23 protein-coding genes and 2 pseudogenes are annotated in these 25,418 nt (G+C 70.2%); 11 read left to right on the top strand and 14 right to left on the bottom strand.

What is annotated here, in order from left to right; translation table 11 throughout:
• Positions 1-11: 11 nt before the first annotated feature.
• From ACIQ9G_RS08990 to ACIQ9G_RS08980, 3 genes and pseudogenes are all read right to left on the bottom strand, one after another.
• Complete coding sequence (locus ACIQ9G_RS08990) at positions 12-1,094, bottom strand: LLM class oxidoreductase (RefSeq protein WP_403607638.1); 1,083 nt, start codon at positions 1,092-1,094, stop codon at positions 12-14.
• A gap of 43 nt (positions 1,095-1,137) precedes the next feature.
• Positions 1,138-1,404, bottom strand: a pseudogene (locus ACIQ9G_RS08985) (glycogen debranching N-terminal domain-containing protein); the annotation flags it as partial.
• Between the two features lie 94 nt (positions 1,405-1,498).
• Positions 1,499-1,876 (bottom strand): DUF2267 domain-containing protein, encoded by a 378-nt coding sequence (locus tag ACIQ9G_RS08980; RefSeq protein ID WP_403607637.1) that lies wholly within the window; start codon positions 1,874-1,876, stop codon positions 1,499-1,501.
• 775 nt (positions 1,877-2,651) lie between these two features.
• On the opposite strand from ACIQ9G_RS08980, the gene ACIQ9G_RS08975 reads away from it, so the two are divergent.
• The 3 genes from ACIQ9G_RS08975 to ACIQ9G_RS08965 all read left to right on the top strand — a co-directional run bounded on the left by ACIQ9G_RS08975 (position 2,652) and on the right by ACIQ9G_RS08965 (position 4,146).
• Positions 2,652-3,101, top strand: coding sequence for a DUF1931 family protein (locus ACIQ9G_RS08975; RefSeq protein WP_403607636.1), 450 nt, complete (start codon positions 2,652-2,654; stop codon positions 3,099-3,101).
• Positions 3,102-3,285: 184 nt separating this feature from the next.
• Positions 3,286-3,852, top strand: a complete 567-nt coding sequence (locus tag ACIQ9G_RS08970; RefSeq protein WP_403607635.1) for a type 1 glutamine amidotransferase domain-containing protein — start codon at positions 3,286-3,288, stop codon at positions 3,850-3,852.
• Positions 3,853-4,011: 159 nt separating this feature from the next.
• Positions 4,012-4,146, top strand: coding sequence for a hypothetical protein (locus tag ACIQ9G_RS08965; RefSeq protein WP_403607634.1), 135 nt, complete (start codon positions 4,012-4,014; stop codon positions 4,144-4,146).
• A 26-nt stretch (positions 4,147-4,172) separates the two neighbouring features.
• Here the strand turns inward: ACIQ9G_RS08965 and uvrA are convergent, their stop codons facing one another.
• The gene (gene uvrA / locus ACIQ9G_RS08960; protein ID WP_403607633.1) at positions 4,173-6,641 is read right to left on the bottom strand and encodes an excinuclease ABC subunit UvrA; all 2,469 of its coding nucleotides are present in this window, start codon (positions 6,639-6,641) and stop codon (positions 4,173-4,175) included.
• Between the two features lie 424 nt (positions 6,642-7,065).
• Between uvrA and ACIQ9G_RS08955 the strand changes: the two genes are divergently transcribed.
• The 3 genes from ACIQ9G_RS08955 (at position 7,066) to ACIQ9G_RS08945 (ending at position 12,211) form a co-directional block, all read left to right on the top strand.
• Positions 7,066-8,199, top strand: a complete 1,134-nt coding sequence (locus tag ACIQ9G_RS08955) for a hypothetical protein (RefSeq protein WP_403607632.1) — start codon at positions 7,066-7,068, stop codon at positions 8,197-8,199.
• Positions 8,200-8,504: 305 nt separating this feature from the next.
• Positions 8,505-9,680: a glutathione-independent formaldehyde dehydrogenase gene (locus ACIQ9G_RS08950; RefSeq protein WP_403607631.1), complete on the top strand. Its 1,176-nt coding sequence runs from the start codon at positions 8,505-8,507 to the stop codon at positions 9,678-9,680.
• Between the two features lie 353 nt (positions 9,681-10,033).
• Positions 10,034-12,211 (top strand): FUSC family protein, encoded by a 2,178-nt coding sequence (locus ACIQ9G_RS08945; protein WP_403607630.1) that lies wholly within the window; start codon positions 10,034-10,036, stop codon positions 12,209-12,211.
• On the opposite strand, the gene ACIQ9G_RS08940 is transcribed toward ACIQ9G_RS08945, so the two are convergent.
• Positions 12,185-12,715: a phosphate-starvation-inducible PsiE family protein gene (locus ACIQ9G_RS08940; RefSeq protein ID WP_403607629.1), complete on the bottom strand. Its 531-nt coding sequence runs from the start codon at positions 12,713-12,715 to the stop codon at positions 12,185-12,187. The two genes, ACIQ9G_RS08945 and ACIQ9G_RS08940, sit on opposite strands and share 27 nt — an antisense overlap.
• A gap of 675 nt (positions 12,716-13,390) precedes the next feature.
• Between ACIQ9G_RS08940 and mgtA the strand changes: the two genes are divergently transcribed.
• On the top strand, positions 13,391-16,117 hold the full coding sequence (gene mgtA, locus ACIQ9G_RS08935; RefSeq protein ID WP_403607628.1) for a magnesium-translocating P-type ATPase: 2,727 nt from the start codon (positions 13,391-13,393) through the stop codon (positions 16,115-16,117).
• Positions 16,118-16,151: 34 nt separating this feature from the next.
• Here mgtA and ACIQ9G_RS08930 read toward each other — a convergent pair whose 3' ends face one another.
• A complete protein-coding gene (locus ACIQ9G_RS08930) occupies positions 16,152-16,535 on the bottom strand; it encodes a hypothetical protein (RefSeq protein WP_403607627.1) in 384 nt (127 codons plus the stop codon).
• A 176-nt stretch (positions 16,536-16,711) separates the two neighbouring features.
• Between ACIQ9G_RS08930 and ACIQ9G_RS08925 the strand changes: the two genes are divergently transcribed.
• Positions 16,712-17,119 (top strand): hypothetical protein, encoded by a 408-nt coding sequence (locus ACIQ9G_RS08925; protein ID WP_403607626.1) that lies wholly within the window; start codon positions 16,712-16,714, stop codon positions 17,117-17,119.
• 7 nt (positions 17,120-17,126) lie between these two features.
• Complete coding sequence (locus tag ACIQ9G_RS08920) at positions 17,127-17,843, top strand: GNAT family N-acetyltransferase (protein ID WP_403607625.1); 717 nt, start codon at positions 17,127-17,129, stop codon at positions 17,841-17,843.
• A gap of 749 nt (positions 17,844-18,592) precedes the next feature.
• Here the strand turns inward: ACIQ9G_RS08920 and ACIQ9G_RS08915 are convergent.
• The 4 genes from ACIQ9G_RS08915 to ACIQ9G_RS08900 form a co-directional block, all read right to left on the bottom strand.
• On the bottom strand, positions 18,593-18,994 hold the full coding sequence (locus ACIQ9G_RS08915) for an iron chaperone (RefSeq protein ID WP_403607624.1): 402 nt from the start codon (positions 18,992-18,994) through the stop codon (positions 18,593-18,595).
• Positions 18,995-19,132: 138 nt separating this feature from the next.
• Entirely contained in the window at positions 19,133-19,798 is a 666-nt protein-coding gene (locus ACIQ9G_RS08910) for a glyoxalase (protein WP_403607623.1), read from the bottom strand.
• 4 nt (positions 19,799-19,802) lie between these two features.
• Positions 19,803-20,219 carry a helix-turn-helix transcriptional regulator gene (locus tag ACIQ9G_RS08905; RefSeq protein WP_403607935.1) on the bottom strand — a complete coding sequence of 139 codons (417 nt, stop codon included), beginning with the start codon at positions 20,217-20,219 and terminating at the stop codon, positions 19,803-19,805.
• A 76-nt stretch (positions 20,220-20,295) separates the two neighbouring features.
• On the bottom strand, positions 20,296-20,859 hold the full coding sequence (locus tag ACIQ9G_RS08900) for a dihydrofolate reductase family protein (protein ID WP_403607622.1): 564 nt from the start codon (positions 20,857-20,859) through the stop codon (positions 20,296-20,298).
• A 389-nt stretch (positions 20,860-21,248) separates the two neighbouring features.
• Between ACIQ9G_RS08900 and ACIQ9G_RS08895 the strand changes: the two genes are divergently transcribed.
• Together ACIQ9G_RS08895 and ACIQ9G_RS08890 are read left to right on the top strand one after the other, a co-directional pair.
• Positions 21,249-21,671: a PPOX class F420-dependent oxidoreductase gene (locus ACIQ9G_RS08895; RefSeq protein WP_403607621.1), complete on the top strand. Its 423-nt coding sequence runs from the start codon at positions 21,249-21,251 to the stop codon at positions 21,669-21,671.
• Positions 21,672-22,112: 441 nt separating this feature from the next.
• Positions 22,113-22,460 (top strand): CoA transferase, encoded by a 348-nt coding sequence (locus tag ACIQ9G_RS08890; RefSeq protein ID WP_403607620.1) that lies wholly within the window; start codon positions 22,113-22,115, stop codon positions 22,458-22,460.
• Between the two features lie 471 nt (positions 22,461-22,931).
• On the opposite strand, the pseudogene ACIQ9G_RS08885 reads toward ACIQ9G_RS08890, so the two are convergent.
• The 4 genes and pseudogenes from ACIQ9G_RS08885 to ACIQ9G_RS08870 all read right to left on the bottom strand — a co-directional run.
• Positions 22,932-23,268 (bottom strand): annotated as a pseudogene (locus ACIQ9G_RS08885) (LD-carboxypeptidase); the annotation flags it as partial.
• Positions 23,269-23,457: 189 nt separating this feature from the next.
• Positions 23,458-23,835, bottom strand: a complete 378-nt coding sequence (locus ACIQ9G_RS08880) for a toxin Doc (protein ID WP_403607619.1) — start codon at positions 23,833-23,835, stop codon at positions 23,458-23,460.
• Positions 23,835-24,071, bottom strand: a complete 237-nt coding sequence (locus ACIQ9G_RS08875; protein ID WP_403607618.1) for a hypothetical protein — start codon at positions 24,069-24,071, stop codon at positions 23,835-23,837. Before ACIQ9G_RS08875 ends, ACIQ9G_RS08880 begins: the two co-directional genes overlap by 1 nt.
• A 567-nt stretch (positions 24,072-24,638) precedes the next feature.
• Positions 24,639-25,007, bottom strand: coding sequence for a CU044_2847 family protein (locus ACIQ9G_RS08870; RefSeq protein WP_403607617.1), 369 nt, complete (start codon positions 25,005-25,007; stop codon positions 24,639-24,641).
• Positions 25,008-25,418: the final 411 nt, after the last annotated feature.

Here is a 25,418-nt window from a genome sequence, read left to right as displayed (position 1 = left end):
GCCCGGCCCTGTCACGCAGGGGCGCCGGGGGTCCGTTCTTCCTCAGGGCCCCGCCCCACGGGCCGCCGGTGCTCGCCGCGCGCCCCGGAGCGCCCGGGCGGGAAGTGCGGCAGCACGTGCTCGGCCAATTCGTCGATCACTTCGGCGACCGGGCGGCGGCTGTGCTTGAAGTTGATCATCAGCTGGTCGATGCCGATGTCCTGCCAGGCCCGCATCATCGCCAGGAACGACACCCGGCCCACCGAGAAGCCCTGGTGGATGCGCCGGGGCAGGGCCAGCGGGTCCTCGGAAAGGTCCAGATAAGTGGCCTGGGCGTACGGCTTGAACCCACCGCCGTCGCCGCGGGTCAGCTCCCGCCACCGCTCGATGTTCTCGGCCTGCTGCTGGAGCGGCGGGGTGTAGTACAGCCAGCCGTCCGTGTTGTCGGCGATCCACCGGACGTCCTGCCTGCCGCGTCCCGTCATCAGTACGGGGATCCGCCGGTACACCGGCTTGGGCAGCAGATCGGTGCCGAGCATCCGGCCGAGCGGCGACTCCACGTGCGGGAAACGGTGCTCGAGGACGACACGGAAGTACTCCAGCGACTGCCGGAACCTCTCGGCCCGGCCGCCCAGGTCCTGAGCGAAGGCCGGGAACTCCACGGGCCGGTCACCGGTGGCCACCCCGAGCAGGAGCCGTCCCCCTGACAGCTGGTCCACCGAGGCGGCCGCCTTGGCGGTGTGCAATGGATGCCGCAGCGGCATGACGATGCTGGCGGTCCCCAGGGTGATCGAGGTGGTGCGGGCACTGAGCTGCCCCAGGTACACCCACGGGTCGAAGACCTGCCCGGCGTCCCCGAAGCTCGGGTCCAGCAGCGGCACGTCACGGACCCACACCGAGGCGAAGCCGGCCCGCTCGGCCTGCTGGATCCGCTCGATGTGCCCGGCCAGGGACGGTACGGGCCCGTCGAAGCCCTCCAGGGGCGTGATGGCGCCCACGGTCATCCTGCCGCCGGGATACGCCCTGGCCATGGCCGCGTGCTCGAAGAACGGCCGCTGCGCCCGGCCTTCGACGTCCACGGGTGCGCCGGCTGAGGGAACTGTCGGTTGTGTCATGCGATCCTCCGGTGATTTCACGCAGTGTCCGGGTCCGCATCGGACGCGTGCTGAGGTTGCGCAACCGGAGGCCCTCGCGCATCCCCTCGCCGACGTAGCGCCGACGTTCCCACAGGAATTCGCTCTGCGCGCCGAGTGGCGGGACGCAGGAGACGAACGTGGTGCTGTAGGGGTCCGAAAGCACGGTGAGGGGGTGCGGCCGGTGGCCGTCCACCCGGATCTGCCAGTCGGAGATGACCCGCACGTCGCGGAAGAACAGCCCCTGCGGCACCTCGGCCTCCATGTCGCCCGAGGTGCCCGGGACGCAGAACGTCCGCCCCTCGACCGGTGTGACGGTGGCCGCCGTGAGTACGGCCGGTTCCGTCCCCTCGAGATGGCGCCGACCTCGTCGGTCATGGCTCCTTCTAGCCCGGGGCGCCGACGAGAGCCCCGAAGTCCCGGGGCAGCTGAGACATTACGTGTCGGAACTCGCCATCGCTGACCGCGTCCCTCAGGGTGCTCAGCTCCGCCCGTACGCCCTCGCGGGCCTCGTCCGGGCCCACCCCTGCTCGCCTGCTCACCCGATTGATGAACTCGTCGAGTCCGAAGGGCTCGGCCTCCGGAGTGGGAGAGACCAGCGGTTCCTTCAGCGGCTTGGGCAGTTCGGACGCGAGGTCCTCCGCCTCACCCCTGGTGAGCCGCTCGGCCAGGGTTTCCAGGGTGGCGCGGGTGAGGGGCTCCGCCTTCTCCGGGGGGACAGGGGCGCGCCGGGTGATGGTGTCGAGGAAGGTGCGGTAGTCCATGAGCCCTCCTTTTTCGGAAGCTTTGCAACTGCCCGGCGTGGGACCTGAGACAGCCATGGAAGGGTGCGTATGGGGGTGTGGGCTGACGTGCGTCATGGTGTATGCGCCTCAGCAGAGGCCGAGTGCAATCCGACATTTCCATGCTCCGGATGTGGGCCACACCCGGCCTGCTCCCGGCGGGAGGAAAGGCGGCGGGCTCGATAGACCTCCGAGCACAAGTGCAGACGGCCTCCGCCAGGCAAAGGGGACGCCGGCGCCGGTCTGCAGGATGTCCGTCAGGGCGCCGTGCCTGTGGGCGCGGTCGACTTTCCCGCCGTCGCGTTTCCGGCCGGCCCGTTCGGCGTCGAGAGTGTTCGACGGCGGCGAGTTGTCGGGCGATGTCCATCAGCCACACTTCCAGGTCGATGGACCGTTGGGGCGGAGTGATGCCTACTTTTCAGCCCGGCCCCTGCGCCGGGCCCGGCCTTGTTCCCGTCTCGTCGGGGCGCCCGGACAGTCCCGCTTCCCCGAGCTGGTCGTGTCGTCCGGTCAGCGGCTCTCGTTCGAGGCGCTGCAACGCCGCGCAGCTTCCTGCGAAGGGACGGCCGTACGGCTGGCCGGGGGATGCCTGCGCATTTCATGCTGCTCTGCCAGGGCAGGAGGGGGTGTTCTTTTTCGGCCTGGGGTGCGGAGGCGCTCAGCAGGCGGGCTCTGCCAACCTCGACCGGTAACAGCCGATGGTGGCGCCGACGGGAGCGAACGACGCCGTCCGGTTCCCGGTGAGGAGGCGAGAGGCATGACCGTGATGGGTGTGTCGAAGTTCGAGAGGTTCTTCCGCGCCGCCGCAAGCCTCGACGTGGACAGGAACGACCTGAAGCGATACGGCGATTTCGTCGACGCCAAGCTCTACGACCTCCTGGTCGTCGGCCAGGCGTCGGCCAAGGCCAACGGCCGGGATACCGTCGAACCGTGGGACCTACCGATCACCAAGGGCCTCCAGGAGAGCATCCACCGGTTCCGGCGGCTCGACGAGGAGGTCGAGCTGAAGCCGATCCTGGAACAGCTCGCCGCGCACCCTCCCCTCGACAGGACACCCACCCAGGAGACCGAAGAGCGCTACCCCGAGATCATCGGCGGTCTCAGCGTCGCCCTCGCCGAGACGTTCAAAATCATGTATCCGGATGTCAAGAACCCGCAGACCAGTCACTGGGAGGGCGTGACCGCGGTGTTCGACCGGCTGCTGTAGCACTCGCGCCCCGGTGCGTGTCGCCGGACTCGTCTCAGACCGGGAAGGCCGAGCCGCCCCGGATCGTCTCCCACGAACTCGTACTGAACAAGGCAGCAAACCGATACACGGATCCGGACAGGCCCTGCCGGGTGTCCCAACCGCTCGCGTCCCACAACCAGCGACTCGTGAAGGGAGCCATACCATGACACAGGAACTGCGGGGGATGCGGGTGGGGATTCTGGCCACCGACGGCGTCGAGCGCGTGGAACTCGATCAGCCGCGCGGTGCGCTGCAGGGCGCAGGGGCGAAGACCGAGATCGTCTCGCTCCACCACGGCGAGATCCAGGCCCGCCAGTTCGACCTCAACGCGGCCGGAACCTTCCCGGTGGACCGCCTGGTCGCCGATGCCTCCGTCGACGACTACCACGCCCTGCTCCTGCCCGGCGGCACCATGAACCCCGACCAGCTACGCATGGACCGCGACGCGGTGCAGTTCGTCAAGGACTTCATGGCCAGCGGGAAACCGGTTGCATCGATCTGCCACGGCCCGTGGACCCTGGTGGAAGCCGACGCCGTGCGCGGCCGCCGCCTGACGTCCTGGCCCAGCATCCGCACCGACCTTCGCAACGCCGGCGCGGAGGTCGTTGCCGACCAGGAGGTGGTCGTCGACGGGCAGCTGGTGACCAGCCGCAGCCCGGCCGACCTGCCCGCTTTCTGCGCCGCCGTCGTGGAGCAGTTCGCCCGGGCGCACCACCCCATGCCCGGCTGACCCGGGGGCCTGGTCGCAGGCGGTGGGAGCAGGCGGTGCACGGTGGAGGTGGGCCCGCTGGGCCCGCTCTCCACCCCACAGGCGGGTCAGCCTGGGCGGTCGCCTCCGTACGGCCGCCGTCCGTAGCATCGCGCAGCCGCCGAATGCCGGCACGCTCAAGTGAACATCAAGATGCGCCACGTCGCCGAACTCATCGTGGAACGGGCCCAGACAGGACACCTCTTGGGCAATATCCGCCACAAGCTGGAACGCAGCATGGCACCGCGTGCGACCTTGCGCCCCGAAGCCGGCTGACCGGTACTCAGCCCCTCGCTCTGTCGTCAGGAGCGCGCGAGGCGGGCCGCGAGATAGGGTGCGGTGGCGCTGCGGCGGGCCCTCGCCACCTTGGCCGGCAGGCCCGCCGCGACCACCCGCCCGCCCGCCTCGCCGCCTCCCGGACCGAGGTCGATGACCCAGTCGGCGGTGGCGATCGTGTCCAGGTCGTGCTCGACGAGGACGACCGTGTTGCCGGCGTCGACGAGCCGGTGCAACTGTCGCAGCAGCAGCGCGATGTCCGAGGGGTGCAGCCCCGCCGTCGGCTCGTCGAGCAGGTAGAGCGCGTGCCCGCGGCGGGCTCGCTGCAGTTCGGTCGCCAGTTTGATGCGTTGCGCCTCACCGCCGCTGAGTTCCGTCGCGGGCTGGCCCAGCCGCAGGTACCCCAGTCCCACCTCGCGCAATGTCTCCAGACTGCGGGAGGCGGCCGGGACGGCGGACAGGAACTTGGCGGCGGCGTCGACGGACAGCGCCAGTACTTCCGCGATGTTCTTGCCGCGGTAGGTGACTTCCAGCGTTTCGGCGTTGTACCGGGCGCCTTCGCAGGTCGGGCACGGCGCGTAGGTGCCGGGCAGGAACAGTAGTTCCACCGCGACGAATCCTTCGCCCTGGCAGGTCTCGCACCGGCCTTCGGGCACGTTGAAGGAGAACCGCCCGGCCGAGTAGCCGCGCGCCCTGGCTTCGTCCGTCGCCGCGTACAGCTTGCGCACCGCGTCGAACATCCCGGTGTACGTGGCCAGGTTGGACCTGGGAGTTCGGCCGATGGGCCGTTGGTCGACCCGGACCAGCCGGTCGAACGACTCGACCCCCGACGCGTCCTGGACGTCGACCTCCAACTGTGCCTCGTCGGGTTCCTCGGGTACGAGTCCGAGGTGGCCGCGGACGACCTCGGCGAGCACCTGCGTCACCAGCGTCGACTTTCCGGAACCGGACACGCCCGTCACCGCCGTCAGTACGCAGAGCGGTACGTCGACGGACACGTCGTGCAGATTGTGGCGGGAGACGCCGCGTAGGTGCAGCCAGCCGCGCGGGGTGCGTGGGCGGTGATCGAGCGGCTGGGCGCGCCCGAACAGGTACTGGCTCGTGGCCGACTCCCCGACCCGCTCAAGACCCGCGACCGGCCCGCTGTACAGCACGCGTCCGCCGCCCTCGCCCGCACCGGGGCCGATGTCGACCACCCAGTCCGCCCGCCGTACGACGTCCATGTCGTGCTCCACGACGAACAGCGAGTTGCCCGCCGCCTTGAGGCGCTCCAGCACGTCCAGCAGCGGTTCCGCGTCAGCCGGGTGCAGGCCCGCGGAGGGTTCGTCGAGGACGTAGACGACGCCGAACAGCCCCGAGCGCAGCTGGGTGGCGATCCGCAGGCGCTGCGCCTCGCCGGGCGACAGGGTCGTCGAGCGGCGCCCGAGGCTGAGATAACCGAGGCCGAGGTCGAGCAGTACGTCGACCCGCGCGACCAGATCGCCGCAGATCCGGACCGCGACCTCGGTCGTCTCCCCGGATCGGGCGGTCGACGTGGTGGCGTCGGCCTCGGACCGCCCCGCGACGGGCCGCAGCAGCGCCACGACCTCGGTGAGCGGCATCGCGTTGATCTCGGCGATGGAACGTCCGGCGAAGGTCACGGCGAGCGCCTCGGGCCGCAGTCCGCTGCCGTGACACGCGGGGCAGGGCACACTCCTGACGAAACGGAGCGCCCGTTCGCGCATCTTCTCGCTCTTGGAGTCGGCGAGGACGTGCATGACGTGCTTGCGGGCGCTCCAGAACTTGCCCTGGTAGCCGTAGTCGACGCGGTCCTCCTCCGGCTCGATGTACACGGAGGGCTGCTCGTCCGTGTACAGCAGCCAGTCCCGGTCCTTCTTCCTGAGCCGGCGCCACGGTCGGTCGATGTCGATCCCCAGGCCGCTCACGACACTGCGCAGGTTGGCGCCCTGCCAGGCGCCCGGCCAGGCGGCGATCGCCCCCTCGCGGATGCTCAGCGAGGGATCCGGGACGAGCAGGTCCTCGGCGACGTCGTGCACGACGCCCAGTCCGTGGCACTCCGGGCAGGCGCCGGCCGCGGTGTTGGGTGAGAACGACTCGGCCTCCAGCCGTGCGGCCCGGGGCGGATAGGTGCCGGCGCGGGAGTACAGCATGCGCAGCAGATTGGACAGCGTGGTGAGGGTGCCGACCGTCGAGCGCGAGCTGGGCGATCCGCGGCGCTGCTGCAGGGCCACGGCCGGTGGCAGTCCGGTGATTTCCTGCACGTGCGGTGCGCCGACCTGTTGCAACAGCCTTCGGGCGTACGGTGCTACGGACTCGAAGTAGCGCCGCTGGGCCTCCGCGTAGAGCGTGCCGAACGCGAGCGAGGACTTGCCAGACCCGGAGACGCCGGTGAAGGCGACCATCGCGTCCCGCGGAACGTCGACATCGATGTTCCGCAGGTTGTTCTCACTGGCGCCCCGGACATGCACGAAGGGGTCGGTCGCGTCCTTGTTCACCGTTCCTGATTACCTGATCGCGCCGGGAACCGCGCGACAGGCGCCGTCACCGGGCCCCGCTCACACGAGCATCCGGAGATGTAGGCGTCTCGCAGCCGACCGTCTTGGATTGCTGGTCCGGGCACGCCGTCCACCGACGCGCCGTGGGCGCGGATCGAGCCGCTGCTCCCGGGCCGGACATCGAAGCGGGTTGGCCGGTGGCGCGGCGTGCGGTGCCGACCGGGGTGTCGCGGAGCGGGTGTTCGCGGTGGCGCACGCCACCGCGGCCCCGTGGTGGAGCAGGCCCCGCACGGGGAGGACGAGGAGATCCGACCGTACCGCCTGCGCCTGCTCGTGGGGGCCAGCGTGTCACGCGGCGTCGGCGTTACCTCGGGGGCATCCTGTGGCCACGTGCGATCGCGGGGGCAGCCGACGAGAAGGAGTCATGCGGGTGTCGTCTCAGGACGTTACGGTCGTGGCTCTTCTGGCGGATCCGGACGCACCGACGGAGATCGCGCAGCGCATGGCCCGGATACTTCCTGCTCGGCTCGCCGACAAGTCGGGCCAGGGGCGACGGTTCGATGTCGAGGTGGTCAGTGAGCCCTTCACCGCAGGAACCGAGGACCCGCCCACCTTGATGCGCCGGATCATGGACCGCGGAAGTGCGGAGAGCTGGGACATCGTCGTGGCCCTCACCGACCTTCCGCTGCACTCACACGGGCGCAAGCTCGTGGTGGATCTGAGTCACGAACACGGCTTGGCGCTGCTGTCTCTTCCCCCGCTGGGGTGCTTGCGTCTGCAGACGAGGGCCCGGCGGGCCGTGGAAGAAGCCGTGCTCAGCTTGGCCGGCCCGCGGGCCACCGGGGCTGAAGGACCTCCGCAGAGTCAGCCGCTTCTGGCGCCCTTCGTCAGTCGTCTCGCGCCTATTCACCCGGGCCAGGTCGGTGAGGAGGAGACCACTGATCTCCGGTACATCATCAGCGGGCCGCGCGGTTACCTGAGGGTGCTCCTCGGTATGGTGCGCGCCAACCGGCCGTGGCGCTTGGTGCCGGGCTTGTCGAAAGCCCTGGCGGCCGCACTCGCCACGGGAGCAGTCGCCACCGTGAACTCCACCATCTGGAACCTGGCCGAGTCCCTGAGCACGCCACGTCTCGTGATCGCCACGGTCGGGTCCGTCGCGCTCATGATCGGCTGGCTGATCGTGGACGCGCAGCTGTGGCATCGATCAGCAGAGGTCTCGCGGGAGGCGAGGCGGAGGGCGAGGCTCTACAACGCCTCGACGGTCATGACCGTGGGTATCGGGGTGCTCGTCTGTTACGCGGGTTTGATCGTCATTAACTTGCTGTGGGCCCTGTTCATCCTCAACGACCAAGTGTTCGCCTCCACGACACGAACCCCGCTGCGTGCCGCGGAATACTGGACTTTGTCCTGGTTCGTCGCTTCGGTTGCCACGGTGGGCGGCGCGCTGGGATCCGGTTTGGAGAGCGACGAGGCGATCCGGGCAGCCGCCTACTCCAAGCGCGAACAGGAACGCCGCCGCATGCTCCAGGACGACGGCGGTGACCAATTGGTGACCTGAGTCGGAGATTCGTTGGTGCTTGGTGGTTGGTGGTCGTGCGCGTACGAGGATTCCGCTGATGGATCGGTGCGTGGTCGTTTCGCGTCGGGAGCCGACGGGGACTCGGACGGCACGCCGCCGGAGCGCCGAAGCTCCGCCTGGCCAGCCGACGGCGGCACCACCCGTTCCACCTGAACCGGGTGAGCGGCCCGCAGAGGCATGCCGGAGCCACGGACCCCGTCGCATCAACTCCCGGGAGTCAGGCTCTTTGCGCCGTCTCCATCACCGCCGTGCCGCGGTCATGCCGCGGCACCGAAGGAATCCTCATGAAAGCAGCGGTATATGAAGGTCCGCGAACGGTCTCAGTGAAGGACGTACCGGACGCGAAGATCGAGCACCCCTGCGACATCATCGTCAAGATCACCACTACCAACATCTGCGGTTCGGATCTGCACATGTACGAGGGCCGCACCTCGTTCGAGTCCGGCCGCACCCTGGGACACGAGAACATGGGCCAGGTCGTGGAGGTCGGCTCGGCCGTCCGCAAGGTCCAGGTCGGCGAGTATGTGGTCCTGCCCTTCAACATCGCCTGCGGCTTCTGCAAGCAGTGCGAGCGGGGTCTGACCAACTACTGCCTGACCATGCAGCCGGAACCGGCCCTCGCCGGAGCCGCCTACGGATTCGCCGACATGGGCCCCTACCAGGGCGGCCAGGCGGAACTGCTGCGCGTGCCCTACGGCGACTTCAATGCGCTGCGCCTGGGCGAGGACGCCGCCGAGCGGCAGGCCGACTACGTGATGCTCGCCGACATCTTCCCGACCGGGTATCACGCCACCGAGATGGCCCACGTCAAACCGGGCGACCAGACCATCGTCTTCGGGGCCGGTCCCGTCGGGCTGATGGCGGCCTACTCCGCCCTCATCAAGGGCGCCGGCCGCGTCTGGGTGGCCGACCACCAGCCCGACCGGCTGCGCAAGGCGGAGGAGATCGGCGCCATCCCGATCAACACCACCGAGCAGAACCCGGCGGAGGTCGTCAAGGAGGCCACCCTCGGTCTGGGCGCCGACAACGGCTGTGAGTGCGTCGGCTACCAGGCGCACGACCCCGACGGACACGAGGACGCCAGCCTCACGCTCAACGGGCTGATCGACTCGGTCAGGTTCACGGGCGACATCGGCGTGGTGGGCGTGTTCCTGCCCCAGGACCCCGGAGGCGAGGAGGCCCAGGGCGAGCTGGAGGCGCAGGGCAAGGTCCCGATCGACTTCGGCATGATGTGGTTCAAGGGCCAGCGCATGGGCACCGGGCAAGCGCCGGTGAAGAGGTACAACCGGGCGCTGCGGGATCTGATCACCGGCGAGAAGGCGAAGCCGAGCTTCGTCGTCTCACACGAACTCAGCCTGGACGAGGCCCCCACCGCCTACGAGCACTTCGACGCCCGTGACGAGGGCTGGACCAAGGTGGTCCTGCATCCGAACGGACACGGGAACGGCCACAAGCGGTAGGACACCGGGGCCGCCGTCCCGCCTGTTTCATCGGACCGGTCCGAGGGGGGCGGGTGGCGATCTGCCCGTCCTCCGGCCGGGGCGGATCTGCCCGTCCTCCGGCCGGGGCTGGGGCAATCGCCCGCGCTCCGGCCAGACCTGAACCCACGGCGATTGCGCGCGCTCCGGCCCGGAGGACGGACGGTGGACGCTCAGCAGGGTCCGCAGTGGCAGCACCCCGTCCAGCGGCTGCGGCCGCCAGCCGGTTCGCGGGCGGTGTGGGAGGCTTCCTTGCCCGACGGCTGCCGCACCTCAACCAGGCCGACGCGACCCGGCAGGGCGTCCGGCAGGGCGTTCCGGCTAGGCTCACACTCGTGACGTGGCTGCGGGCCTTCGGGGAGGTCGTGCGATCTGGGCTCACGATCGAGGAGACCCGGCTGGAGCCCCTGCTCGCGCTGCGCACGGCCGCTGGGGTGGCGATCGTCATCGGGCCGACGCTGTGGCTGGTCTCCCCTGCGTATGCCGCGTCCGCCGCTCTCGGCGCCTACTCCGCGGGTGGGGCCACCTTCCAGCGCACCTGGCGTCCACGCAAGGTGATCGCGCTCGCCGCGGGCGCGGGTCTGGCGCTCAGCACCTTCGTGGGCTACCTGGCGGCGGGGCGACTCGTGACGTTCCTCCCACTGCTGGCCGTCTGGGCCTTCGCCGCGGGGATGGCGTGGGCCGTCGGATCGACCGCTGGGATCGTCGCAGCGACGACCGTGGGCAGCATGCTGGTGACCGTCACCCTGCCCACGAGCGTCGGGCGAGCCCTGGAGCACGCCGGGGTCATCGCGCTCGGGGGCGTGGTGCAGGCCGTGCTGATCTTGCTGTTCCCGATCCGGCGTTGGGGGGCGCATCGTGACGCGCTCGCCGACGCCCTGGCCGCCGTGGCGGACTACGCCCGCCGGCTGCGGCACGACCCGACCGCCCCGTTCGACCCGGAACCGTTGATGACGGCCCGGGACGCAGCCGCCGTGACGCCGTCACAGGCCCGCACCCGTCCCCCCGTCCTCCACGGCCCCCGGGGACTCGCCGAGCGCATTCGGCCGGTCGTCGCCGCACTCGCCGACCCGGACGTCGGCGCCCCGGCGGAGGGACCCGGGCGGGACCGCGCGCGGGAGTTGCTCGACGCGGCCGCCGACGTCCTGGATGCGGCCGCCCGTTCGATCCGCCGCGGCACTCCCGCCGAGGTGCGGCCCGCGAGCACGGACGTCCTGCGCGTCGACGAGGAGCACGAGGTGCTGGAGGGCCCCGCGCGGCAAGCCGCCGAGCGGCTCGTGGAACTGCTCGGGGAGGCATTGGAGATCGCCGGGAGCGGCGGCGCGCGCGGGAGGACGCCCACGCCCCCCGGCCCCGCGGGCGCCCCGTTCCTGGTGCGCCCGACAATGTTCCGGCTGGTCCCGGTCGTCGTCCGGGCGGTCCGCCGTGAGCTCCGCCGGGACTCGCCCGTGTTCCGGCACGCCGTCCGCCTCGCGGCGGTGGCCACGCTCGGCTATCTGATCGCCGCCCGGCTCCCCCTGGGCCACGGCTACTGGGCGCCCATCGCCTCGGTGATGGTGATGCGGCCGGACTTCCACGGGACGTACGCGCGTGCGGTGGCCCGTTTCGCCGGGACCCTGGCGGGGGTCGCGCTCGCCACCGGGATGGTGCGGGGCCTGGGACCGGACGCCCATGTGTTCGGCGCGCTGGCGGTGGTCTCGGCGGGCCTGTCGTACACGCTGATCCGTACCGGCTACGCCTACTCCCAGTGCTTCACTGCCGCGTACGTCGTCTTCCTGCTCGGCATGGGCGGCCAGGCATGGGAGCAGACGGTCCCGGAGCGGGTGGTGCTCACCCTGCTCGGCGGGGTCCTGGCAATGCTGGCGTACGTGGTGTTCCCCGCATGGGAGACACCCCGGCTGCCCGCTCGGCTTGCGGACTGGCTCGCCGCCAACGGCCGCTACGCGGCCGCGGTGCTCCGCAACTACGCCGAACCGACCCGGGAGCATCACGCCGACATGCGCAGGGCACTGCTGGCGAGCAGGGAGGCACGTGCCGCCTGGCAGGAGGCATACGAACAGGCAAGGCAGGAACCGGTCCGCCCCAGAGGTCTGACGTCGCGCGAGGCGCGGGAGGCGCAGGAAGCGCTCAAGGGGTTCGGCCGGGCGGCGATGCTCATGGAGAGCCACGTCCCACGGGCCGACAGCCGTTTCGTCCCCGAGGCGGAGCGGTTCGCCGAGGCCCTGGAGACGGACACCGCGAAGGCAGCAGTCGACGTGCGCGAGCACAGGAATCCGGACTGGGGGCGCGTGGAGGAGGCGCTCCACGCGTGGGAGGACGCCGCCGCCGGCAACGGGAGCCCGGTTGGGCGGCGCGAGGCGGAACTGCAAAAACGGGCCTTGGAAGACCTCGCGACGGCCGTGAGCCGCACACCCCTGGAACGGGACGTCGGCTCTGCTCGCGAGGACCAGCGGGTGCGGGCGACCCTGGCTGCGGAAGGTGACGGATCAGGACCCGCGCACCGAGGTGGGTGACGGCGCCGGGGGGCGCCGCGCCTCCCCGAGCGGGAAATAGTCTCCCGGCCGCGTCGAGCGCCGCCACACGTACGCCGCTGTCGCCATCACGAGGATCAGACCCGCCAGGATCAGCAGTTCGATGCCCTCCACGTTCCACCGGAAGGACTTCTCCGCCTCGGCCGTCACGATGAGCACCTTGCGGATGCCGGCAATCAGGCCGACGACGAGGAAAGGCTCCGCATCGAGGGTCTGGTTCCTGATGGTGAGGCGGACGGTGTGGAGCAGCTCGGCCACGATGAACAGCACAAGGCTGTTGTCCAGGGCGGAGAGAACGACCGTCTCCTCGCGGTACGGCCCCTGGACCGACCTGATGACGTCGTGGACGACCCCAACGCTCAGGAGCCCCGCGAGCAGTACGAGGAGCGCCGCGACGACGAGGTGGATGCCGTCCTCGATGAGCTGCAGGAGGCCCTGTACCCGGCCGCCCTCAATCTTCGGGAGAATGGGTCGCACAATCAGCATGCTAGGGGTGCCCCGGCCCGCAGGCGCGGCGTGCTGCCGAACGGGTGGACCGGCGGACCCCTCTCTGGTGGTAGGAGGGGCCTGCCCTCCGATATGGCCCGGAACCTCGTCTTGAAGCGACGCGGGGGAAAGGTGACCTCCTACGCCAGAGCGGGCGCGGCACGCCCGGTCACGCCGCGTTTACGGCGCGCACGTCAACAACGGCATATGAGTGGGGGAAATCCTTCAGCCATTCTGCGACCGTGTCAGCAACGTGTCGTTCGGAGCGTATGCCGCCCTGGTGCAGGACCGCGGACTCCCGTCCGGTGCCGGATCAGTCCCCGGACGCTGCGGATACGGGTTCCCCGCCATCGGCCGGGCGTCGCCCCCACCGGATGGCGACCGCCGGGATGGGCCGTCGTCCAGCGGGCGGCCTCACTTGTCGGGCGCTCTCATGGCCGTCACACCGACTGACCGAAGCACGCCGCACGGTGGGCAGCAGGTCCCGGTAACAGGGCCCGAAGGCCCATTGGGACGTGAGCGGCGGAGGGTGGAAGGTGGGATGGTGAGGCAACTGACCCGTGATTCGGGTGCGGGCCCGTCCGCCCGGCCACTGAGCACTGCCGGACATTCCTCCGGCTCTACGCCGACGCGTTCCCCTGTGTGGGAGGGCGAACGCCGGGGCGGTGGTCGCTGATGGTGACCACTGTCGGAGCGAAGCCGGCGGCCGCGGGACGTGCCGTCTCCGCGGCCGCCCTGCCCACCGCGCAGGTGCTCCGTGATCTCCAGGTACCGCAAGGCGGCCTGTCGTCGGAGGAGGCAGCACGACGGCTGAAGCGCTGGGGCCCCAACGCCGTCCACTCCCACCGGGCCCGGGCCTGGCTGGTGCTGTGGCATCAGGTGCGGTCGCCGCTGCTCGGCCTGCTGCTCGCCGCGGCGGTCGTGTCGTACTTCGTCGGGGAGCGCAGCGACGCCATGATCATCGGGGTGATCGTGGCGCTCTCCGTCGGCCTTGGTTTCATCAACGAATACCGGGCGGAGAAGACCGCCCAGTCGCTGCACGCGAAGATCCGTCACCGCGCGGTCGTGCTGCGAGACGGGCGACCACAGGAGGTGGAGGTCACCGCCCTGGTCCCGGGTGATGTGGTCGAGCTGCGGCTCGGCGACATCGTGCCCGCGGATCTGCGGCTGCTCGCGACCGCGGGACTGGAGTGCAGCGAGTCGGTGCTGACCGGTGAGTCGCTGCCGGTCGCCAAGGACACCGCTGCCGTGCCGGCCGGCACGGCGCTGGCGGACCTGTCCGGCTGCGCCCTGATGGGCACGGTGGTGCACTCCGGAAGCGGCCGCGGTGTCGTGGTCGCCACCGGCGCCGAAGCCGAGTTCGGGAAGATCGCCGCCGGGCTGAGCGGACACCAGTTGGAGACCGAGTTCCAGGTGGGACTGCGCCGCTTCTCCATGCTCCTGGTCCACGTCGCCGGGGCACTGACCACGTCGATCTTCATCATCAACGTCGCACTGCACAAGCCGCTGATCGACGCCCTGCTGTTCTCACTGGCCATCGCGGTCGGCATCACGCCGCAACTGCTGCCCGCGGTCGTCTCCACCAGCCTGGCCGCGGGCTCACGGCGGATGAGCCGCCGCAAGGTGCTGGTCAAACGGCTGGTGTGCATCGAGGACCTCGGCGACGTCGATGTGCTGTTCACCGACAAGACCGGAACCCTCACCCAGGGCCGCATCGATTTCATGCGGGCCGTACCCGTCGCCGGTACCCCAGCGGAGGAAGTGCTGTGCCGGGGGCTGCTGTGCACCGAATCGGACGTGGACGGCCAGGGCCGGCCCGTGGGCGGAAACCCGCTCGACGACGCCCTGTGGGACTCCCCGGCCGCCGCCGCTCAGCGCTCGTGGCTGAGCGGCTGGACGCGGACCGGCGTCCTGCCCTTCGACCATGAGCGGCGGATGGTCTCCGTCACCGTCACCGATCGCGCCGGTGACACGGTGCTCATCACCAAGGGAGCCCCGGAGACGGTGCTGGAACGTTGCGTGGAGGTGCCCGGGCCAGTCCGTGAGGCGCTGGCCGCGGAGTTCGCCGCAGGCAACCGCGTCGTCGCGGTTGCGACCCGGCCCGCCCACCCGGCCACCGCACTCCGCGCCGCCGACGAGAGGGACCTCCGTCTGGCCGGTCTGCTGGTCTTCCTCGACCCGCCCAAACACGACGCGGCCGATGCACTGGGGCAGCTGGACGCGCTCGGCGTCACGGTGAAGATCGTCACCGGGGACAACCCCGCGGTCGCCGCCAAGGTCTGCCACGACCTGGGGCTGACCGACGCCGCCGTGCTGACCGGGACCGACCTCGACGCCATGGACGACGAGCGGCTCACCACCGCCATCCGCGACACCACCGTCTTCGCCCGGGTCAGCCCCGAGCACAAGGCCCGCATCGTACGGATCCAGCGGCGAACCGGCCGCGACGTCGCCTTCCTCGGCGACGGCGTCAACGACGCCCTCGCACTGCACGCCGCCGATGTGGGCATCTCGGTGGATTCGGCCACCGATGTGGCCAAGGACGCCGCCGACGTGATCCTGCTGGAGAAGGACCTCGGGGTTTTGGCGGACGGGGTCGCCGAGGGACGGCGAATCTTCGCCAACACCATCAAATACGTCCTGATGGGCACGTCCAGCAATTTCGGCAACATGTTCAGTGCGGCCGGAGCCTCACTGTTCCTGCCCTTCCTGCCGATGCTGCCCTCCCAGATCCTGCTCAACAACCTTCTCTACGACACCAGCCAGCTCGCCATCCCCACCGACGAGGTCGACGAGGAGCAGGTACGCCGCCCCGCGCACTGGGACATCGCCTTCATCCGGCGCTTCATGATCTGCTTCGGGCCGATCAGCTCCCTGTTCGACTTCGTCACCTTCGCCGTGATGCTGGGCGTCTTCCACGCCGACGCCGCCCAGTTCCACACCGGCTGGTTCGTGGAGTCCCTCGCCACCCAGACCCTGGTGATCTTCGCCATCCGCACCCGCCGCATACCGTTCTGGCGCAGCCGCCCCAGCCTGCCTCTGACACTGACCGCGCTGGGAGTCGTCGCCCTCGGCGCCGGCCTGCCGGCCACCCCGCTGGCGAATGTCCTCGGCTTCCAGCCCCTACCGACAGCCTTCTTCGCCGCGGTAGCCGCCATGGTCGTCGTCTACCTGCTCCTCGTCGAGCTCGGCAAAGGGATCTTCTACCGGACCACGCGGCCACCCGCTCCCCCCGAACCCGCCCTCGGCCACCGGCATTTGCGCCGCCGCGCAGCACGGTTCAGCACCATGACCCGCCTGCCGCACCCGCAAGCCCTCCGCCGTCCGCCGGTGAACGGTCCACACCCGACGGGCACCACCGCGTCAGGCCACTCGCCGACTTCTCGAACCTCATCTGTCTGACCCGCCGGAATCCCGCACCCGTACGCCAAGCGACTCAGCATTTTCGGCCGGTCGAGCCTCTACAGCCGACGCAGTCGATGATCCGCCTCGCTTCAACAAGGCGCTTCCCCATGTCACCGCAGTCCTTTTCGCGGCCGGCCCGACATCCCGTCAGGCACCGGGAGCGGACCCCGTGGAGTACTCCGTCATCTCCGTTGCCGGGGCGCCACTGCTTCGCGTATTCCGCGACCGTCCGCCGGCCGAGTTCGCGGCGGGCTTCGGCAACCGATGGCGCTGTCTTCTTTCTCTCCGCGTAGTTCTGCGTCAGGCGCTCGATCGCGTCGTCCTGCGTGCCGAAACCGGCCTCTTCACGCTGCTTGCCGAGAGCGTCCCTGAACCGGATCGCGTACCGGTGCCGGCAGCGATCGGCCTGGCACAACCGCACTCCTTGAAGAACGACCCCATCCCACGGGCGAGCTGTCACAGCTGTCCAAGGTCACCTGCATCTCCAGGACTACATCGCCGCGCCCGCTCGAGGTCGAGGCGCTGTTCCCCGAGCTGTCGGCCCACTGTGGCACCACCACCCGGCTCCATCCGCGCCCGGGCCGACCGGACGTGGCGGACGGTTCCGTGGGCGGTCCGCTGCTGGGGCCGGCGGACGACCCGGGGCCGGTGGGCACCGAGCCCCATGGCCACGCGCGTGGCCGACGCCCGGCGGACATCCACCGGTGGCGGCGGAACCTGGCTGCCACCTGGCTCAGCGAAACCAACCCCGGCCCCACGGACGAGGAACGGCAGTTGCTGAAGAAACTGGAGCAGGAACACCGCGTCGAGGAGCCCGCTGCGACCGCACCACTGCCGCTGATCGGGCTTGCGCAGCTGTACCGCAGGGTCATCCCCGACCTGCCGGCCGGGCCGGACGACTGCGACCCGCTGCAGGTGTTCTGGAGGGCGGGTCCTTGGGCGGCGGCGAACAACGAGGGACGGCTGTTCCCCGGCCCACCGGTTGCGGTCATGCTCTAATCGCCGGATGACGAGGATCGAGACAGAGCTCATACGACGTTGGCTGGACGGCTGGACCGTCGCCCGCTCCCTGCCCGAGGCCGAGCCGCTCGAGCCCGCCGGGGACGGCCTGCGGTCCAATTGCGACCAACCCGGCCGAGAGGTCGAGGTGTTCGCGCTGCGCGCGGACGAGGAGCCCGAGTCCTTGGCGCGGCTGGCGGCAGCCGTCGCCGCCGCGCGGCAGATCACCTGGCTCACCGTACCTACGCTGCGTCCAGGCGCAGTCGAAGCCGTCGTCGAAGCCGCCGGACTGGAGTTGCTCCACCGGTCCGAGTGGTTCATGACGACCGATCTGACCGTGCACCCGCAGCACGCGCCCGCCGCACCGTACGAGCGCGAGGTGCGCACGGAGGGACCGGTCACGACCGTCTCCCTCCATGGCCCCTCGGGAGAGGTGGCAGCGCGCGGCGCCATTGCCGTGGTCGGCGGCGACGCGATCGCCGATCGCATCGAGACGGACGCGGCGCACCGCCGCCGCGGCCTGGGCCGCGCCATCATGAGCACCCTGGCGGAGGCCGCCGTGTCCCAGGGTGCCCGTACCGGTCTTCTCATTGCCAGCGAGGAAGGCCAGCGCCTCTACTCCTCCCTCGGCTGGCACCGCAAAGCCGACGTCCTGATCGCCCGCGGGCCGGCGGTTCCCTCCATCTGTGAGGACGTGTCTCCTTGTGCGGAGGCCCATGTATGACCGACCGGAAATGGATCACTTGAGGCGCCGGGTGGCGGGGTGACCGTCAGAGGCCGGATGCAGGTCACCGTGGAGCCCGAGCCCCGGACCCGCCCAGTCGGGCGCGGCGGCAGCGTCTTCCCAGACCGCGCGGACGGGGGCCGCGTCGGGGATCAGCCCCAGCTCGGTGGCCGAGGGTGAGAAGCTCGGCGAACTGCTCGGCATGGCCAGCCAGTGGCCCCCGCGGTCACGACCGGACGGCGCCCCCGCGGGAGCGGGGTGGTGAGGAGCCGTCAGAGAGCCGGCCAATGTGTCGGCCGCCTTCGCAGCGCGCGTGGCCGGGGCGCGGTCAGCGGGGCTCGCGCCCCGCACCCAGGTCGTGACGATCCACGGCCGCGGAACTCGGAGGGCTCACCGAGGCGCTGCGGGACAGGGACCGGCAGCGGAAGGCGCGGGGCGAGGGTGGGAAGCCAGGCATCCTCCGTGCGCAGCAGCGCATCCGCCGACTGCTTCGCCCACGGCAACCGGACGGCGAGGTCGTCACCGGGAGGCCACGGCTGGTTGTCCCAACCACGCGCGCCGAGCCTCAACGAGTGACCGGCCAAGACAGGGTGCTGATCGCGCAGCCGGCCCCGGGCCAACTCCGCCGTGACCTCGATCCCGGCGCGCCTTCCTGCGGGACCAGCCGGCCGCGCCGACGCGTTGTGCCAAGCGTGTGAACATCTTCCACGGCTCGGTCGCTCTCGCCGCCGGTTCTGCCCCGGCCGGCCTCAGCCCACCGCCTTTTTGACAAGCGCACTGATGTGCTGTTCGTCGGCCGTTGTCAGCTCCTTCAGGGCGTAAGCGGTCGGCCACATGGTGCCGTCGTCGAGTGCCGCCTGGTCGCTGAAGCCGAGCGTGGCATACCTCGACTTGAACTTCTCCGCGCTCTGGAAGTGGCAGACGACCTTGCCGTCTCTGGCGTACGCGGGCATCCCGTACCAGAGCTTAGGAGCCAGGTCCGGAGCGGTGGTCTTGATGATCTCGTGGATCCGCTCGGCGAGCACGCGGTCCGCCTCAGGCATCTCGGCGATCTTCGCGAGCACGTCCCGCTCCGCCGCCGCATCCTTCTCCGCCCGGGACGAACCGCGCCGCGCGGCCGCCTTCTTCTCCTCGCGTGCGTGCTCCTTCATCGCCGCCCGCTCCTCGGCGGTGAATCCGTTGTGCTTCTCGGTGGTCGTGCCGGAGTCCTCGGGGGACGACTTCGTGGACGGCGTGGCAGGTTTCCTCTCGTACAGGGTGGGGCCGGGCGGGAGGGCGGGGACCGGACGTCAGGACGGCGTCGGCGCGAGCGAGGCGGCAGCCTCCCAGACGAACCCGTCCGGGTCGGTGAAGGTGCCGACGGTGCTGCCGAGGACGATGCGGTGCGAGCCGGTGCCGTCGGCGGGAACTCCGAGGTCCTTGGCAAGGGCACGGCGCTTGTACAGCGCCAGCTTGACGGGGCTGGACCGACCGGGGGCGAACTCGGCGTACTTGCCACCGAAGCTCTTGGCCACGGTCAGGCCCCGGCCGACGTAGAACTGCTTGGTGGCCTTCACGTCCTCGACGCCGAGCAGCAGGACGACCTCGTCGATCTCGCGGGTGGCGGGACCCGTGTCCTTCTTCGCCGAGGTCGCGATCTTCCAGATCGTCCCGTCCGGGGCCTGGACGACGCCGCCGTAGCCCCACAGCGACTTCGCGGCGGGCTTCAGTACCGTGGCGCCGGCGTCCAGGGCCGTGCCGACGAAGCTGTCGACGGTGGCCGGCCCGGACACAGTGAGCGCCAGAGTGAAGCCGCGGAATCCGGTGGAGTGTGCCTCGCACACCCGCAGGCGTACGTACGTGTCCACCCCGAAGGCGCTGTAGAAGCGGCGGGCGGCCTCGGGGTCGGCCACCTCAAGGGTGACGGACGCCAGGGCCGTGGCGGCTGCGGTGGAAGTAGTGGTTGCCATGACCATCACGCTAGGGCTGCGCGGCCGCCGGGGCTTCTCGATTCCTGACCGGTCTCGAGACTTGCTTCGCCACGCACGCCGGCATCCCCTCCACCTCGACGGCCGACCCCGCCTCGCGGGCCGTACGCTCAGCATCGGCACGGCCGACCGCCGCATCCGCCGCCTGGGGCCGGAAGGCCCCGGGTAGCATGCCGACCAGTTCGGTGAAGCGGGTGGTGAACGTGCCCAACGATGCGCAGCCGACCGCGAAGCAGACCTCGGTGACGGCGGGGTCGCCCCGCCGCAGCAGCGCCGTCGCCCGCGCGATGCGACGCGTCATCAGGTACGCGTACGGCGACTCACCATAGGCGGCCCGGAACTGCCGACTCAGGTGACCGGCGGACATGTTCACATCACGTGCGAGCGCCGCCGGGTCTTTCGTTCCGATGCATCACCCTCCCCCACCCTGGCCCGCATCACGGACAGCATCGTCCGAGTGCCGGAAAACTCGGCGGACGAACCGACTAACGCGCCACGAGGTAGCGGAGGTAGACGACCCCCGAGCTGAAGGTGCGGGTCTCGACGAGTTCGAGATCCACCCGGCGCTCGCCGTGAGGAAGGAACGGAATTCCACCGCCAACCAGCACCGGGTAGACCATGGCCCGGTACTCGTCGATCAGCCCCATCGCGGCCGCCTCGGCGGCGAGAGTGGCGCCGCCGATCGCGATGTCGCCCTCCTCCGGCTCGGCTCGCAACTGCTCGATCTCCTCCGCCAGGCCGCCGGAGACCAGGCGGGCATTGCCCTGCACCGCCGACAGCGTGGTGGAGAACACCACCTTCGGGAGCGGCTTCCAGAGCGAGGTCCACTCGCGCATTGAGTCGTCAAGCGATGGATCCTGGTCGGCGGTCTCCCAGTACAGCATCGTCTCGTACAGTCGTCGTCCCAAGAGGTGAACGCCGACCCCTCGAATCTCGTCGATCCAGAAGCGAAAGACCTCCGCGTCGGGCGCCGTCCAGTCGAAGGCGCCGTCCGGCCCCACGATGTAGCCGTCAAGTGAGACACCCATCGAATACGTCACGCTGCGCATCAGAAGTCCTCCTCGGCGACGGGTTCCACCTTAGGACCGCCGGACGCCGCAGGACTCATCGCGGCTCGCGGGATCTCCTGGGCCGAGTCACCCGCTCGAGCGCCTCGACCAGTCCCGTCCGCTCTCTTGGCGGTACGCGGGACACTGGGAAAGCGGTACCGCGCTCCGGGATGCCGGACATGGCGATGGGGTCCGGCGAAAGCAAGAGAAGCGGGCTCGCCAGATCCTCAGAGACCTCACTGCGACTGTGGGAGGGCGCCGTTCGCCCACACGGGCACCATCTGGGCGGCGAGCGTCGTGCGACAGCTCCTCTCGCGTGAAATGTGACAGCGTGTACGAGGCCACAGCAGACGGGCCCCCAACCAATACAGCTGTCGAGGAGAAGCACGATGTCGAAGCCTCCGCTTACCCCCGATGCGATCGCCATGATCAAAAAGGCCAATCCGGCGGTCATCACCACGCTCCGGCCGGATGGCCAGCCCGTCTCCACCGCCACCTGGTACCTGTGGGAGGACGACGGCCGCGTCCTGGTCAACATGGACGAGGGCCGCAAGCGTCTGGACCATCTGCGCAACGATCCACGGGTCGCTCTCACGGTGCTGGACGAAGCCAACTGGTACAACCACATCAGCCTCATCGGCCGGGTCGCCGAGATGCGAAACGACTCAGACCTCACCGGTATCGACCGGCTCAGCCAGCAGTACACCGGCAAGCCCTACGCGCAACGAGACCGGGCGCGGGTCAGCGCCTGGATCGAGATCGAGCGCTGGCACGGCTGGGGCGCGTACAAGGACAGCAGCCAGGCGGGCTGATCAGCGTCCGGCCCTCCTGAGGTACACCACGCCCCGAACATGCTGGTGGACGCGGTCGTGGCCGCCGCAGCCGTCCGCAGTTCGCGGACCGCCGCGGACCGCGTCACTCGCGCGCCGATGTACTGAGCGGCTGGACGAGAAGGGCGCCGTCGAAGGCAAGCCCGGCCGGTGGCATGGCATGCCGGTCGCACGATGAAGTCAGTCTCGGCGCAGTTGCAGGAAGCGTCGTACAGGGGTGCGTCGGGGAGCGGGAGGACGTCGCCGGACCAAGGCCAAAAGCGTGATGGGCGGCGTCGGCCAGGCCGGTGAGCTCGGCCGGCCTGAGGAACGACAGCCAGGCGTCCGGCTCTCTCTCCCCCCCCCCCCGCCCGCGCGCTCGTAGGCCGCCTCGGCGCGGGCCAGAGACCGGGTCTGACGTGCGCCGGCCCCCGGGGGTTGACGGTGCGTCGGCCCGCAGCGGCGCCGCAGTTGTACCCGAGCGCCGGAACGGGGGATCAGGCCATCACGGACTGGACCTCTCGTCGCAACCTGCGCCAAGCCCTGGACGCCCTCACCGAGGCCGGCTTCCCCGCGGGCCCGGTCCACAACGCCACCAGCATCGTCGAGGAGCCGCGGTATCTGGCGCGCGGAACGGTACAGGAATTCGAGGTCTTCATCGATGAGCAGGTGCAGAGGGTGCGCTTCCCCGGTCGTTCCCGCCCTGCCCAACAGTCCCGGCAGTCCAGCGGATCGGCCCGGAACTGGAGAGCACACCGACAAGCTGCTCGGCGGAACGCTCCGCATCGGTGACGCCCGGTCGGCGGAACTTCGCGCCGCCGGGGTGATCTGAGGTGACGCAGGCGAACGTCCGGCTCACCGACGTGGTACTTCGCGACGGCCTCCAGGATGAACCCGTCGTGGTACCCGCGGCCGACCGCTGCGACCTCGCCGATGCCTTGGCGGCGGCCGACCTGCGCACCATCGAGGCCGCTTCCTTCGTCTCGGCCCGGCGGGTGCCCCAGAGCCGGCGCAGAGGAACTGCGACCCCCACGACAACTGCCTCACGCAGCCGCTCACCCCGCGACCGCAGAACCCGTGCCCCGCACCATCCACACCGACCTGCTCGACCCGGGCCTCCCGCCCGGGGCCGCCTCCGCGGAAGGCAAGTCCGCGAGGGCCCCGGTGCCGAACGCCTACCGGTCCAGCGCCGGTCCGGCGACTGGCACCTCGACCTCGACGGCCGACTTCCAGGGCGCCCACCTGGGACTCCGCCCCGGACGCGGTGTTGTCGCTGGTGCCGAAGAAGGGCTTGCGGTGGGGACGGATCAACTCGCGGTCCGGTAAGGAGAGCACCGTGATCTGGCCGACGCCGGCCCTCACCCCCTTGATCGTCGGGTCGCCGAACGCGGCGTGGATGTCGTCGGCGCGCTCCTTGGAGGTGGCGCCCATCTTGCGGGTGGTCGGTTATTCCACCGTTTCCAGGTCGAACTCCTCACGTAGCCGCTTGATTCCCAGCTCGTACAGGAGTGGGAAGAGCCCCGGGGAGGCCGGAGGAGGGTGAGATGGCCGCTATGCGGTCGCCGGGCACGAGCTGGGGCGGATACGCGGGTGGTCCCATGCGGGTGAGAATTGAGAATAGGGACCTGACTTCTTGTTGATCACCTCCATTTCCGACGGGGGCTTCCACTCGTAGAGCACGCCGCCCGCTGGACGGAAGCGGCCGGCACGGCCGACGGTGGGGTCCGGCTGCGGCCAGGCGCCTGGTCGGTAGAGTGATCGCGGCCCCGCTTCGCAGGGGACTGAGGCGCTATACCCTCCAGGCGCGCAGCTGGTCGGCGACCTCCTGGATCCGGATGCCGGTGTCCCGGATCTTGCGGACGAGGTCGGACGGGGCGCCGTAGGGCGGGTCGATGCCCTCGCCGGACTGGTCCATGTACTGAGCGGCGATGAAGGCGGCGTACAGGCTGTTGCGGTACGGGAGAGGCTCCAGGCGCACGATGGTGTGCATGAGGGCTGCCGCGCGCCAGGCGGCATCGGGGTCGGCGGCCGCGAGAGTGGGCAGCCGGGTCCTGTGTCGGGCGACGGCGGCGACCAGCGCCGAGTAGTCGGCGACGGAGAGGTCGTCGTGGCCGAGCGCGGTCTCCTGGACGTCGAGCAGCCAGGAAACGTCGACGTAGAGGTGCATCAGGCGGCGACTTCGTTGCCGTGAGCGCCGGGCGGCACCTCGTCGGGGAAGGCGGCGTCGAACTCCTCCCGCAGCCGCTCCGCCCATCCGGCGGCGCCGGAGACGAACTGCTTACGCTGCATCTCGCGGACCCCGAGGTCGTGGAGGTACTGCTTCAGGCTCTTGCCCTCGGCGGCGGCGGCAGCCCGCACGCCCTCGAGTTCCTCGTCGGTGAAGGACACATTCAGCGATGGCATACCCGAATGGTACCTAGTAGGTACCTGGGGCGGAAGCGGTCCCTCCCCCGAATGCGAAACACCGCATCGACGTCGGGGCCGGTACCTGGCGCGGTGCCGGGCCACCTGCGGACCCGACCAGACTCTCCCGGAGCGGACATCCGCCGTCATGACCGCCAGGGCAGCACGTCGGGCGGCAGCTCCGCCTCTCTCGCCCGGTCGCCCGGCGTGAGCTGGTCGGGGTAGCCCGCCTCCGTCCACACCAGCTTCTTGAACTGCCGTGGCTGACGCGGCGAACACGGCGACCGCGGCGACGGTGATCCAGGCACGCCTGCTGGGACGGCGGGGCGTGCAGCCGCTCCGGGAGCGGCTGTGAAAGATCAGCCGAGGACACCAGCAGCTCCGGTTCTGGACGGGTTGCAGACGGGCAACTGCGCGGCGGCAATGACTATCGGATGGCCCGCGACAGCGCCGGCTTGTGACGGCTGCGACGCCGGACCGTTCACGGTGGAGGAGGGTTCGATGGTACGCCGGGCACGGAGCGGCCATCGGCGTACCGCACGGGTACGAGCAGCGCGTGCCTGCCTGTTATTCGGGGTCCTCCTCGGGATCCTCGCAGGGTGTTTCCGTGACGGCGCTCACTGCGGGCTCCCCCTTGCGCCAGGCAACTGTCACCTTGAGGGTGGCCTTGCCCCCGGCCTCCGTGACGACGCTCACCAGTTGGCCGCTCTTGACTGCGATTTCGATGCCGAATTCGAGCGTCACCTCGTCCGGGGCCGCGCGCCGCAGTCCCGACCTGACGCTGCGCGTGACGGTCTCCAGGGTCTGGGGGAGATCGCCGAGCTGCCGTGACAGGCGGTCACCGAAGCCGGTGTCCCGGGGGCCCTCGTCTTCGTCGTTGACGCGCACCCATATCGAGGTTCCGTCCGGCATGACTGCCTGGACCGCATCGGACACGTGCCCTCCTCTTGTTTGGCTCGTCGCCTCCCGGCGAAAGGATGCCCGGTTCGGGACGTCCGGCGCGACCGGTCACCTACAATCACCTCACGGTCACAGAAGGAAGTGGTCATGGTCAACCAGCATGCCCGGTTATCGTCAGAGAAGGTTTACCTCTCCGACGTCGAGATCCATCGGCAGTCCCCCATCGCAAGCCCCGAGGATCTCCGGGCACGCGTGCTGTTCCACGTTCTACTGTCCGACACTCTGCTCGTTGGCGATTCGCAGTCGCTCAACACTCCCCTCTTTCGTGCTCTGGTGTCCTCTCACGAAGCCGACGGCCAAGCCGTAAGGTCGGATCTCGCGCCGCTCCTGCGGAGCGGCCGTATCCGGGTCGCGTGCCGGGACGGGCAGACGCTGACGGCCGTCCGG

It is taken from the genome of Streptomyces sp. NPDC096152 (assembly GCF_044763235.1).
Taxonomy (GTDB): domain Bacteria; phylum Actinomycetota; class Actinomycetes; order Streptomycetales; family Streptomycetaceae; genus Streptomyces.
This window is presented reverse-complemented; position numbering and strand designations above follow the sequence as displayed.

Excerpts from the sequence above, each read along its gene's own strand:
- ACIQ9G_RS08980 (WP_403607637.1), bottom strand. The coding sequence starts at position 1,876 with ATGGACTACCGCACCTTCCTCGACACCATCACCCGGCGCGCCCCTGTC.
- ACIQ9G_RS08975 (WP_403607636.1), top strand. The coding sequence starts at position 2,652 with ATGACCGTGATGGGTGTGTCGAAGTTCGAGAGGTTCTTCCGCGCCGCC.
- ACIQ9G_RS08895 (WP_403607621.1), top strand. The coding sequence starts at position 21,249 with ATGTCGAAGCCTCCGCTTACCCCCGATGCGATCGCCATGATCAAAAAG.
- mgtA (WP_403607628.1), top strand. The coding sequence starts at position 13,391 with ATGGTGACCACTGTCGGAGCGAAGCCGGCGGCCGCGGGACGTGCCGTC.
- ACIQ9G_RS08915 (WP_403607624.1), bottom strand. The coding sequence starts at position 18,994 with ATGAAGGAGCACGCACGCGAGGAGAAGAAGGCGGCCGCGCGGCGCGGT.
- ACIQ9G_RS08955 (WP_403607632.1), top strand. The coding sequence starts at position 7,066 with ATGCGGGTGTCGTCTCAGGACGTTACGGTCGTGGCTCTTCTGGCGGAT.
- ACIQ9G_RS08880 (WP_403607619.1), bottom strand. The coding sequence starts at position 23,835 with ATGCACCTCTACGTCGACGTTTCCTGGCTGCTCGACGTCCAGGAGACC.
- ACIQ9G_RS08875 (WP_403607618.1), bottom strand. The coding sequence starts at position 24,071 with ATGCCATCGCTGAATGTGTCCTTCACCGACGAGGAACTCGAGGGCGTG.
- ACIQ9G_RS08990 (WP_403607638.1), bottom strand. The coding sequence starts at position 1,094 with ATGACACAACCGACAGTTCCCTCAGCCGGCGCACCCGTGGACGTCGAA.
- ACIQ9G_RS08910 (WP_403607623.1), bottom strand. The coding sequence starts at position 19,798 with ATGGTCATGGCAACCACTACTTCCACCGCAGCCGCCACGGCCCTGGCG.
- ACIQ9G_RS08950 (WP_403607631.1), top strand. The coding sequence starts at position 8,505 with ATGAAAGCAGCGGTATATGAAGGTCCGCGAACGGTCTCAGTGAAGGAC.
- ACIQ9G_RS08940 (WP_403607629.1), bottom strand. The coding sequence starts at position 12,715 with ATGCTGATTGTGCGACCCATTCTCCCGAAGATTGAGGGCGGCCGGGTA.
- ACIQ9G_RS08900 (WP_403607622.1), bottom strand. The coding sequence starts at position 20,859 with ATGCGCAGCGTGACGTATTCGATGGGTGTCTCACTTGACGGCTACATC.
- ACIQ9G_RS08970 (WP_403607635.1), top strand. The coding sequence starts at position 3,286 with ATGACACAGGAACTGCGGGGGATGCGGGTGGGGATTCTGGCCACCGAC.
- ACIQ9G_RS08920 (WP_403607625.1), top strand. The coding sequence starts at position 17,127 with ATGACGAGGATCGAGACAGAGCTCATACGACGTTGGCTGGACGGCTGG.